Annotated in this window: 5 protein-coding genes and 2 pseudogenes; all 7 read left to right on the forward strand. The window is 61.3% G+C overall.

The window, feature by feature from the left end; genetic code table 11:
• Positions 1-6 precede the first annotated feature (6 nt).
• Complete coding sequence (locus tag B5G16_RS04430; RefSeq protein ID WP_087261601.1) at positions 7-2,115, forward strand: fimbrillin family protein; 2,109 nt, start codon at positions 7-9, stop codon at positions 2,113-2,115.
• A gap of 84 nt (positions 2,116-2,199) precedes the next feature.
• The gene (locus B5G16_RS04435) at positions 2,200-3,381 is read left to right on the forward strand and encodes an AGE family epimerase/isomerase (RefSeq protein ID WP_239405963.1); all 1,182 of its coding nucleotides are present in this window, start codon (positions 2,200-2,202) and stop codon (positions 3,379-3,381) included.
• 21 nt (positions 3,382-3,402) lie between these two features.
• Positions 3,403-4,647, forward strand: coding sequence for a sialidase family protein (locus tag B5G16_RS04440; protein ID WP_087261603.1), 1,245 nt, complete (start codon positions 3,403-3,405; stop codon positions 4,645-4,647).
• A 19-nt stretch (positions 4,648-4,666) separates the two neighbouring features.
• The gene (locus tag B5G16_RS04445; RefSeq protein WP_087261605.1) at positions 4,667-7,942 is read left to right on the forward strand and encodes a SusC/RagA family TonB-linked outer membrane protein; all 3,276 of its coding nucleotides are present in this window, start codon (positions 4,667-4,669) and stop codon (positions 7,940-7,942) included.
• A gap of 21 nt (positions 7,943-7,963) precedes the next feature.
• Positions 7,964-9,496, forward strand: a complete 1,533-nt coding sequence (locus B5G16_RS04450; RefSeq protein ID WP_087261607.1) for a RagB/SusD family nutrient uptake outer membrane protein — start codon at positions 7,964-7,966, stop codon at positions 9,494-9,496.
• Positions 9,493-11,142: pseudogene (locus B5G16_RS12845) on the forward strand (exo-alpha-sialidase); the annotation flags it as partial. The gene B5G16_RS04450 and the pseudogene B5G16_RS12845, both read left to right, overlap by 4 nt.
• Positions 11,143-11,538: 396 nt before the next feature.
• A pseudogene (locus B5G16_RS13000) lies at positions 11,539-12,168 on the forward strand (hypothetical protein); the annotation flags it as partial.
• Between the last annotated feature and the right edge of the window lie 4 nt (positions 12,169-12,172).

The raw sequence follows: 12,172 nt of genomic DNA on the forward strand, positions 1-12,172 counted from the left end.
GATATTATGAAAAAACAACTCCTTTGTGCGATCGGTGTTTTCGGCATGATATGCTGGGGCGTGTCGTGCGGCGATGACGGTCTCGGGACGCCCGACTATTCGAAACCGGCCGAGAACACCATTGCCTTCCGTTGTACGTCGGTATGGGCCGGCGACAACGCTACGCTTTGGACGGAAGAGAGCCGGATCGGACTCTTCTGTGAGCAGACGGGGTCGGTCAACGAACCGATCGGTGTGGCTGCCATATCGGCCGGCGAGACGGCCGGTCTGTTCTATACGCAGAAGCCGTGGGAGGACAGGAGCTATCGCTTCTACCTCTATTCGCCCTACAACGAGTCGAGCACGACGACCCGCCTGACGGGATCGTTGAGTGCCTCGCAGATGCAGAGCGGTGCGACCATGACCCACATCTCCCAACTCGGTCTGACCTATGCCGATTTGGAGGTATCCGCACCGTCGGAGGATCCGCTTCCGGTGACGATGAAGTCCGTCTTCGGTTACCTCGACATGTCGGTCGAGACGACGAAGTGGGCCGGCTGGAACGTGGAGTCGATCCAGTTGGAGAACCTCTCCGGGACGGCGATGGCCGGCTCCTACACGTTCGATCTGACGACCGGACAACTCGCATTCGATGCGGATGCGTCCGCGACGGCGCTGCTTCGGCTTTCCGAGGCCGCTTTGTCGTCGACACCGTTCCATGCCTATGCCATTGTTGCTCCGACGACCGGCACCTCGCAGCGTTTGAAGGTTGTTGTTACGGTGGCGCGGGCCGATGAATCGGGCATGACCCTGACGGGCGAGCTGTCGCTGCCCGACGGGATCGTATCCGGGGCGCTGACGGCGCTGACGCTTCCGATCGACACGTTCGAGGAGGAGGAGGTTGAGGACAACTCGGTGGATTTGAGCGATCCCGACGGCGACGGCCAGCACGAGACGGCCAACTGCTACATTGCGGGCGTTGCGGGGCAGACCTACCGCTTCCCGGCCGATGTCATGGGCAACGGCGCGACGATCCCCGCCACGTCGGATTACGGAGGTGCAGGCCTTGCCAACGGCATCACGCCGACACCGCTCACGCCGGCCTCGGCCAAACTGCTGTGGCAGACGGCACCGAACCTGCTGGTGGATGTCAAGCTGCGCGGCACGGAGATCTACTTCACGACCAATGGCGCCGCCGGGGAGAGCCTCACGGAGGGTAATGCGGTGATTGCGGCGCTCGATGCCTCCGGCAATATCATTTGGAGCTGGCATATCTGGGTCACGTCGGCCGATCTCGACGCTTCGGTTCAGACCTATGAGCTGCTGCCGGCCTTTGCAGCTGCCGGTACGACGATCCTGATGGACCGTAACCTGGGTGCACTGAAAACGGGCATGTGGAGCATGAACGAGGACAACCTGGCGCTCGGTCTGCTGTACCAGTGGGGCCGCAAGGACCCGTTCCCGAATATCGACGATGAGAATATAGGCGGTGGGGGAGCTTTGGCCATCACGCGCCTGCGCAAGACGTACGATGCGGCCGGGAACGTGCTCTCGCCCGACAATACGTCGACGGACCTTTCGGCGGCCTCGTGGCGCTACATCAACGGCAAGACCCTCTCCGTGGATCAGATTGCCCGCTATCCGATGAACTTCACCTGTGCAAACAACAATTGGCTCGACGAGGCGCATGACGATCTGTGGGGCAATCCGTACAGTACGGATGTCGGAGATGTCGGCCAAAAGTCGATCTACGACCCGTGCCCGCCGGGCTACCGCGTCCCGCACCGCTATTTCGGAACTCCGTTTACAACGGATGGACAGGCGGCAGGTTCGAGCGCTTCGAATAAGTGGAATGCGCAGTACACGGTTGCGGATGATATCAAAGCCGCCGGAGGCAATATCTTCTCGTTCGGAAACGGACAGAGCTCCTTCCCGCTTGCCGGCATGTTGTTCCTGAATTCGGGATCGATCGTCCCGTTCCGGACCGGACAGTACGTGGGCCATTATCAGGTGAGCATGCCGACTTCCGGTACGACAAAATCCTACCGGTTCTATTTCGATTATGGAAATATTAAACCCGGAGACAGCAATGCCCGTTACATCGGCGGCAGCGTCCGTTGCATGAAGATCCAGTAACCGATACCTGTTCCTCCGCCCGGCGTGCCCGGAGACAGCGGCACGCCGGGTCGGACGGAAACTGCTTCCGTAAAACCCGACAAAATGACTATTCAACAAGAACAATACTTGAAGGATTGCCGCGCTCGCTATGCGGCAGATCTTACGGACAATATCATGCCCTTCTGGATGCGGCACGGTCTCGACCGCGAGCACGGCGGGGTCTATACCTGCGTCGATCGCGACGGCACGCTGATGGATACGACCAAATCGGTGTGGTTCCAGGGCCGTTTCGGCTATGTATGCGCCTCGGCCTATCGCCATGCGGGAGCCAATCCCGAGTGGCTGGCGGCCTCGAAGAGCGCCTTGGAGTTCATCGAACGCCACTGCATCGATACCGACGGACACATGTTCTTCTCGGTAACGGCCGAAGGGGCACCGGTTCAGAAGCGGCGCTATGTCTTTTCGGAGTGCTTCGCGGCCATCGCCATGGCCGAGTACGCCGTGGCTTCGGGCGATTCGCGCTGGGGAGAGAAGGCCGTGGCGATGTTCCGCAATATCCTGCGCATGCTCTCCACGCCGGGCTTCCTGCCTGCGAAGACCTACACCGAAGCGATCGGACACTCGATCACGATGATCCTGATCAACGTGGCGCTGGTCGTCAAGCAGGTTTCTGACGATGCGGTGCTCGACGAACAGATCGACCGCTCGGTCGACCTGCTGCGGCGCTGCTTCATGCACCCGGAGTTCGGGACGGTGCTGGAAACGGTTTCGCCCGACGGCGGCTTCATCGACACCTGCGCCGGCCGGACGATCAATCCGGGCCACTGCATGGAGACGGGCTGGTTCCTGCTCGATGTGGCCCGCCAGCGGGGCTGGGACCGGCAGCTGGTCGATATGGCCACGACGATCATCGACTGGGCCTGGAAATGGGGCTGGGACGAGACCTTCGAAGGCATGATCAACTTCCGGGACTGCCGGAATTTCCCGCCGCAGGACTATTCGCAGGACATGAAGTTCTGGTGGCCGCAGTGCGAGACGATCCTGGCAGGACTTTACGCCTACATAGCCACGGGTGACGAGAAATATCTGGCCATGCACCGCAAGGCGCATGATTACGCCTTCCGGGTCTTCCCCGATGCCGAATATGGCGAGTGGTATGGTTACCTGCACCGGGACGGTACGGTAGCGCAGCCGGCCAAGGGCAATCTTTTCAAGGGTCCGTTCCACATTCCGCGCATGATGATCAACGCCACGCGGCTGTGCGACGAAATTCTGAACAAGTAAATACCAAAATCAACCTGAACGATGAAAACTGAAAACAAGTGTATGTACCGGGCGACGCTGGTGGCCGGCCTTTTGCTGATGCTTCCCTGCGCGCTTTCGGCCTGTGGCGACGACGAGATCCAACGTCCCGCGGTGACGGCCCCGCTGATGCCCGACCTGGGTCCGGAGGCCACCGAAGGAACGATCAGTCTCTCGCAGATCGAGACCTCGACCCCCTTTACGGCGGGTACGGGAGCCAATTCCTATCGTATTCCTTCGATCGTGACGGCCGGCGACGGTTCGCTGCTGGTCTTCTGTGAGGCCCGCCACGAGTCGTGGATGGACAAGAGCCATACGGATATTGTGGTCCGCCGCAGTACGGACAACGGCCAGACCTGGTCGGAGGCCGTGAACCTGACCGCTTCGGCCAATGGGGGCGGCTATGCCTTCATGGACCCGACGCCGGTCGTCGATTCCGGGACGGGCAAGATCTTCCTTTTCTGCTGCCGGTGGGTGAAGTCCGATGCCGACGCGACGAAGAACCGGGCGTTCCGGATCGTGTCGACGGACAACGGCAAGAACTGGGGCGCCCCCGAGGATGTCACCGAGCAGGTGATCCGCACGGGCTATTTCAGCTCGGGTTTCGGTCCGGGCTCGGGGATCCGGATCTCGCAGGGCAAGTATGCGGGTCGTCTGGTTTTCGCGTCGCGTCAGTATGACGGCTCGTCGAGCACGGGCGTGGCCGTTTATTCGGACGACCACGGTGTTACGTGGAAGATCGGATCGGAGGTGCTGGGCGGCGAGTGCCAGATCGCCGAATCGGGCGAGAACCGGCTGACGATCAACATCCGCAAGGGTGCGGACCGTTACTCCGCGACGTCGAAGGACGGCGGGCAGTCCTGGTCTTCGGCCCTCAAGGATGCGGGCCTTCCCTCTTTCACGAGCGGGTGCCATGCCAGCGTGCTCGGGGTGGGCGGCAACATGGTCCTCTATTGCGGTCCGAAGGGCGGCACCCAGACCTCCTCGAACGACAACCGCTCCGAACTGATGCTCTACCGCAGTGCGACGAGTGCCGAGGGTTGGACCCGCAGTCAGTTGCTTTATGAACTGGCGGCCGGCTATTCGGACATGACGCAGCTTCCGGACGGTCGCGTGGCGATCGTCTTCGAGGCGGGGCCCGAGAAGGGATTCACGCGTCAGGGCGGGAATCGTCCGGCGGGGTGGATGCGTCTCGACGTGCTGGTACTTCCCAAGGAGGTGACCGATTACGGCTATTGGTTTGAATAACCTGAAACAACAAGAAATCATGGAAAAACTATTCCGACGCAATACAATCCGAATGATGCTGGCGCTGCTGGCGTTGTTCTCGATCGCCGTAGCGGGCGCGCAGTCCCGGTTTACGGTAACAGGTAAGGTTTCCGACGCTTCCGGCGCCCCGATGGCCGGCGTGACGATCATCGAACAGGGAACCACCAACGGCACGACCACGAACGTGGACGGGACCTATTCGCTGACCGTCAAGGACAGCAGGAGTGCTCTTATTTTCAGCTCGTTGGGCTATACGTCGCAGACGATTGCCGTGGGAGCCAAGAATGAGATCAACGTCTCTATGGAGGAGGATGCGATCAGCATGAGTGAGGTGGTGGTCACGGGTTACGGACGGACGGTGACGAAGGACAAACTGACGGCCGCCATCTCGAAAGTCTCGGGCGAGGTTCTTGAAAAGGGCGTCCGGGCGAATGCCCTGACGGCACTGGCCGGAACGGTGACCGGTGTCCGGGTCGCTACGACGACCGGCCAGCCCGGAGCGGCGCCGTCGATCGTCATCCGCGGAGGAGCTGCGCTCGACGGTACGGGATCTCCGCTTTACGTGATCGACGGCGTTCAGAAGGATGACATGAACGACATCAACGCCAACGACATCGAGTCGATCGAGATCCTGAAGGATGCCGCCGCCACGGCGCTTTACGGCGCCCGGGCCAACGCGGGTGTGGTTCTGGTGACCACCAAGCGCGGCCGGGTCGGTCGTTCCGAGATCTCGTTCAAGGCGAACGTCGGTCTGAACTACCTGCGCAAGACGAACGAATTCCTCGAAGCCGACGACTATCTCTACTACCTGCGTCTGGCCTCCTATCGTTCGGGGAATATCGCGGCTCTTTCGGCGGCGGGTCCGTTCGGAACGGGCAACGATCTGGCGGCTGATGGAAACCAGTCGGCCGCCGGCGTATACAGTCCGATGTTTCTGTCCGATGAGAATGCCTACCTGCTGAAACAGGGCTACAAGAGCATGGTCGACCCGATCACGGGCAAGACGATCATTTACAGCGAATTTACCGCGAGCGACGCATCGGTTCGGGATCTGGCGCTCACCCAGGACTACAACATCTCGGCCTCGGGCGGCAACGAGCGGGGACGTTATTACACCAGTCTGGGCTACTACGACGAGTCGGGTTTCCCGGTGATTTCGTACTACAACCGTCTGTCGTTCGTGACCAACGGCTCCTACAAGATCACGCCGTGGCTCGAATCGACCAGTTCGCTGAACTTCTCGCGTTCGGACAGCCGCCAGGTGAGCGACTACATCGGCGGCGGCGAGGCCAACTTTTTCGGTATCATGTTCTCGGCGCCCCCGACGATGCGCCGCTACAACCCCGACGGCGACGAGATCATCCCGACGACCAACTGGGAGAACGGCAACTGGGATGCCGCACAGGACAGCTTCTACCGTCGGAACACGAACTACCGCTTTACGATGAATCAGGGGCTGAACTTCAAGCTGACGGATCACATCACGCTGAAACTGAACGGTATGTGGTACTTCAACATGTATGAGAAGGAGAAGTTCAACCGCACCTATCTGGTCAATCCCGGCACCTACAACAGCGACCATGCCGCTTCGGCCAGCTACTCCCGGATGTTGTCGCAGACCTACAATGCGATTGCCGGATATGAGAATTCGTGGAACGACCACAATTTGAGCGTGATCGTCGGTTACGAGTTCTACGACAAGTACAACTTCGGGCTGTCGGCCGGCGGCCAGGGCTCCGATTTCGAGGATTTCCCGAGCCTGGGCTATATCGACAAGACCGAGGATAAGAACATCTCCAAGATCAGCATGAACTCGACGCATACGCGCGAGCGCAGCATGTCGTTCTTCGGCAACGCCAGCTACGACTGGAAGGGCAAATACCTCTTCTCGTTCTCGGCGCGCTACGACGGCTATTCGAAACTGGTGAACAACAAGTGGGGCTTCTTCCCGGGCGTGAGCGCCGCATGGAACCTCCACAAGGAGAAATTCATGGAGGGGACGTCGCGGTGGCTGTCGAGCCTGAAACTGCGAGCCGGTTACGGACAGAACGGTAATGTGAACATCCTGGCCGGTCCCTATGACTTGCAGGGCAACTACGGCAAGACGGGCAACTACGAGGATGAGTACGGCATTCTGATCAACAAACTTCCCTATCCGGACCTGTTGTGGGAGAAGACCACGTCGGTTGATGTGGCCGTTGAGGCGAGCTTCTGGAACCGCCTGCGAGTCTCTGTCGGCGCTTACAACAAGCTCACGTCGGATCTGTTGGCCGAGGTTCCCTTCCCCAGCTCGGCGGGTGTGGGCAACCAGTACACGAACAACGGCAGCGTCCGCAACCGCGGTTTGGAGTTCGAGTTCGAGTCGACGCTCTTCCAGAACAAGGACTGGAAGGTACAGTTCGGCGGTAATGCGACCTACATGCGGTCGAAGATCATCCAGCTGCCGGACAACGGCAATCTGAACAACCGCCAGGGCGGCCAGCAGGTCTACAATGCGGCCGGTGATCTGGTTTGGGTCGGCGGCAAGCAGGAGGGACAGGAGTACGGCGTGGCGTATGCCTACCGGATGGTGGATATTGTCCGCAGCGATGCCGACCTGTTGAATTATGCATGGTATGTGGATACGACGCCGGCTTCGGGCACGATCTACGGTCCGGGCGTATGGGCGACGCTGACGGCTGACGAGCAGGCGAAGGGCCAGCTGCTCCAACCCGGCGATGCGGTCTTCTACGATGTCAACGGCGACAACAAGATCGACCAGTACGACCAGGTGAAGATGGGCAATACGGTTCCGCGATGGGTCGGCGGTATGAATCTTTCGGTCGACTGGAAGGGTCTTTCGCTCTATGCGCGGTTTGATTTCGCGACGGGCTACGTGGCCCAGAACAGCCGCAAACAGTACTACATGGCGCTGTCGCAGGGTACGTTCAACACGTTGAAGGAGAGCAAGGACACGTGGTCGGAGTCGAATCCGAACGCCACGTACCCGATTCTGATGTATGCGGATACGAAGTTCCGGAACAACTACCGCATGAGCAACATTTTCTACGATGATTCGAGCTATCTCTGCGCCCGAGAGATATCGCTGACCTACACGCTGCCCGAGAAGTGGGCCCGCGTCGTTCGGATGAAGAACCTGTCGGTTTCGGTGACGGGTCAGAACCTCTTCTACTGGACGGGCTCCTCGCTTTACAATCCGGAATACGGAGTGAACGGGAACGGCGGATATGCGATTCCGCGCACGGTTCTTTTCGGTGTGAAGGCGACATTCTAATCAGACAAAAAAACAAGAACGATGAAACGGATCAAATTACATATTCTCCTGCTGGTCGGCGCGCTGACAGTTTCGTGCAATGCGCTGGAACTGGGTCCGGAGGACTTCTATTCGATCAACAACTATTGGAATTCCGAGGAACAGTGCGAGCGCTTCATGATCGGGTTGCATTACCGCGTTCGGGAGCGTGCCGAGACGTTCTGGCTGATGGGCGAGAGCCGCGGCGGACTGCTCAACACGGCGTCGGTGACCTCGACGGGGGAAGGCGCCTACAATATCGAGGCGGTGACCAACAACCTCTCGGAGGCGAACCCGGTGCTGACCAACTGGGGCAACTTCTATATGGACATCTACCAGATCAACCATGCGATCGACAAGCTCACGACGGCCTGCGAGTTTCTGGACGACGAGACCCGCAACACCTACCTGGGCCAGCTCTACGGGCTGCGTGCGTTCTACTATTTCCACATGCTTCGCACGTGGGGCGGGGTTCCGCTCTGCGACAAGCCGGACGTGCTGATGACCAGCGACATAGCCCAGTTGAGCAAGGAGCGGGCGACGGAACAGGCGACGTGGCAGTTCATCCGCGACGATGTGGATCGTTCGTGTGAGATCTACGACAAGCTGGACTTCGGGAACTTCAAGAGCCGCAACTGCTATTGGAACAAGGCGGCGTCGTACTGCCTGAAAGCCGAGGTTTACCTGTGGGGTGCGAAGGTCCGTCCGTTGAAGGGTTCGACGGTTTTCTCGGCGACGCCCGAAGCGGATCTGGAAGCCGCCCGCACGGCCTTGCAGACGGTGGAGCCGCTCTACTCCTATAACGCGAAGTTCATCGACGCCTTTTCGCCGACGAACAAGGATGCGAACCGCGAGACGATCTTTGCCCTTCGCTTCAAGCTGGGAGAGAAGACCAACTACTATTCGAACTTCACCTATAACGTGGCGACCTTCACGAAGTGGTACGATGCCGAAGGCAACAAGATGGGCAACGTGCTGGACATCGGCAGCGGAGCGATGCGTTACGAGTACAAGCTGGACTTCTACGGCGAACTGGCTGCGACGGACACGCGCCGGGACGCCACGTTCCTGCCGTTCTACGAGATGAATAGCGAGAGTGAACTGCAACTGGCGGGCCTTGTGCTGCGCAAGTTCCTGGGCGAGACGAGCAACGGGCGCGTGCAGTATACGAACGATGTTCCGGTCTACCGCTATATGGACGTGGCGCTGATGCTGGCCGAGATTGCGAACGCGCTCAACGACCCCACGGAGGTTGAGCGGTGGATTGGCCGGGTTCGTACGCGGGCCTACGGCTCCGAGGCTCCGGCGTTCACCTATACGACTGCGGAGGCGGCCGAGGAGGCGATTCTGGCCGAGCGGAATGCCGAATTCGTGGCCGAAGGCAAGCGTTGGTACGATGCCCGCCGCATGCTGGACGGCAAATATGCCCTGGAACTGGTCGGCGGCAACGAGTTGAAGCTGGTCTGGCCGATCGACGCGGGTGTGCTGTCGAAGGACAACAAGGTCAAACAGAATGAAGGATATGTGACGGAATGAAAGTTGGGTTCAAGCATATCCGAAGCGTGATGCTGCTGCTGACGGGGTGCTTCGGCATCCTGTCGGCAGGGGCTCACGTGAAGCGTGCGGAGGTGTACAATGCCTGCGTCCCGGTGGTTCTGGACCGCACGCATAACGTTGTGGCGGAGTTCTGTATCGAACACGACGGTGTTTCTCCGGCGCGGCTCGACGGGATCGAGGTGCGCCTCGGGGGGCTGTCGTCGGGCGAGGTCCGGAGCGTTCGGCTGCTCTACACGGGGACGATGTCGGCCCTGCTGTCGCGCTCGACCTCCTACGCCATGCGGGACGCGTTCCGACGCCTGGGCGGCGGGCAGCGTCTCTATGCGGATCCGGGCTACGCGATCGAGCAGGATGTCGTGACTCCGGGCACCGGCGATCGTCTGTCGCTGACTTCGGGCCGACAGCTGGTCAAGGGACGCAACTATTTCTATGTGAGCGTTGAAACCGACATCGAGCGGCTCGGGGATCTCTCCCGCCCCTTTACGTTGGAGGTTACGGGGATCCGGGTGAACGGCGAATCCGTGGCTTTCGCCTCGTCGGGCAGCACGACCCACCGGTGGGGCGTTTCGGTCCGCCAGCACGGCGACGACGGGATCTATGCCTACCGCATTCCGGGACTGGTCACGACCCCGTCGGGTACGCTGCTGGGGGTCTACGACGTGCGGCACCGCACGAGTCTCGACTTGCAGGAGCACATCGACATCGGATTGAGCCGCAGTACGGACGGCGGCCGCACGTGGGAACCCATGCGGATCATCATGGACATGGGGGAGTGGGGCGGTCTTCCGGAGTCGCAGAACGGCATCGGCGATCCCTCGATACTGGTGGATGACCGCACGGGTGCGGTTTTCGTCGTGGCGGCATGGACCCACGGTCTGGGCAACAACCGGGCGTGGACGTCCGTAGGTCAGGGATATGATCCGATCGAGACGGCGCAGCTGATGCTTGCCAGCAGCCGTGACGACGGGCGGAGCTGGTCCGCACCGCGGAATCTCACGCGGCAGATCAAGCAGCCGCATTGGTATTTCACGTTGCAGGGGCCGGGGCGCGGCATCACGATGCGCGACGGTACGCTGGTCTTTCCGATCCAGTATATCGACTCGACGCGGGTCCCGAATGCGGGCGTGATGTACAGCCGCGACCACGGCAAGACGTGGCACACGCACGGCCATGCGCGGAGCAACACGACCGAATCGCAGGTAGCCGAGGTGGCCCCCGGGGTCCTGATGCTCAACATGCGGGACAACCGCCGGACGGGGCGTGCCGTCTGCACGACCCGCGACATGGGCCGCACGTGGGTCGAGCACCCCTCGTCGGGCTGTCTGCGCGAGCCGGTCTGCATGGCGTCGCTGCTGCATGTTCCGGCTTGGGAGAACGCATTGGGGCGGGACCTGCTCCTTTTCTCGAATCCGGATACGACAAAGGGTCGCAACCATCTGACCATCAAGGCGAGCCTCGATGGCGGAGACACCTGGCTCGCGGAGCATGCGCTGCTGCTCGACGAGGAGGAGAACTGGGGATACTCGTGCCTTTCGATGATCGACCCCGAGACGGTCGGCATTCTCTATGAGTCGAGTGCGGCGCAGCTGCTGTTCCAGGCCGTCAAGCTGCGCGACATCATCCGCGAACTCCCGGAATCGGGGGCCGTTTTCGAGCCGCTGCCCGAGATCGGGCCGTGCGATGCCGGTTTTGCGCAGGGTGTTTCTGCGCTGTGCGCCGGTGAGGTCTCCGGGACGCTGATTGCCGCCGGCGGGGCCAATTTTGCGGAGACGCCGGCTGCCGAAGGGGGTGCCAAATGTTTTTATGACGGTATCTGGACGCTGCGCGGCTTGCGGGAAGGAAAACCGGTGTGGCGGTCGGCCGGGCATCTGCCCGAGCCGATGGCCTACGGCATGACCTGGCAGCTCCCCGACGAGCTGATTGTTGCCGGCGGGGCCAATGCCTCGGGACCGTTGCGTCGGGTGCTGTCGCTCCGTCCGCGGGGCGGCAAGGTCGTGGTGCGGAGCCTTCCGGACCTGCCTTTTGCCGTCGAGCAGGGTGCGGCGGCCTCCGATGGCGGCGTGCTCTATCTGGTCGGGGGGCTGGTCGACGGGAAACCCTCGTGCGAGGTCCTCGCCTGCGACATGGGCTCCGGCGCCCGGACCTGGCAATCGCTTCCGCCGCTTCCCGAACCGTTCGTTCAGCCGGTGGCGTTCGCCTCGGCGGGTCGGCTCTATGTCTGGGGCGGCTTCGATCCTGCGGAACGCCGCGTGGCCGATCATGGCTATTGCTGCGATCCGGCGACGGGCCGCTGGGAACGTATTGCAGGGCTTCCCGACGGCGGGACGATGACCGGCTCGGCCGGCGTGAAGCTTGCCGACGGCCGGCTGCTGGTGGCGGGCGGTGTCGACCGGGCGATCTTCTCGGCGGCGCTGGGCCTGCCAGCGGATCAGATGCGCGACTACCTGTCGCAGCCGCCTGCGGCGACCCGTTTCCGGAACGTACTCTGGCTCTTCGACCCGACGACCGGAGCGTGGAGCCAGGCGGGAATTTCGGGTCGTGCGGCACGGGCCGGGGCGGCTCTTGTCGCGACGTGTGACGGAGCAGTGATGTTGGGCGGCGAGACCCGTCCCGGGATCCGCACGTCCCGGGTGTGGCGGATCGACCTTTGAACCG

This window comes from Alistipes sp. An66, assembly GCF_002161445.1.
In the GTDB taxonomy this organism is placed as follows: Bacteria; Bacteroidota; Bacteroidia; order Bacteroidales; family Rikenellaceae; genus Alistipes; species Alistipes cottocaccae.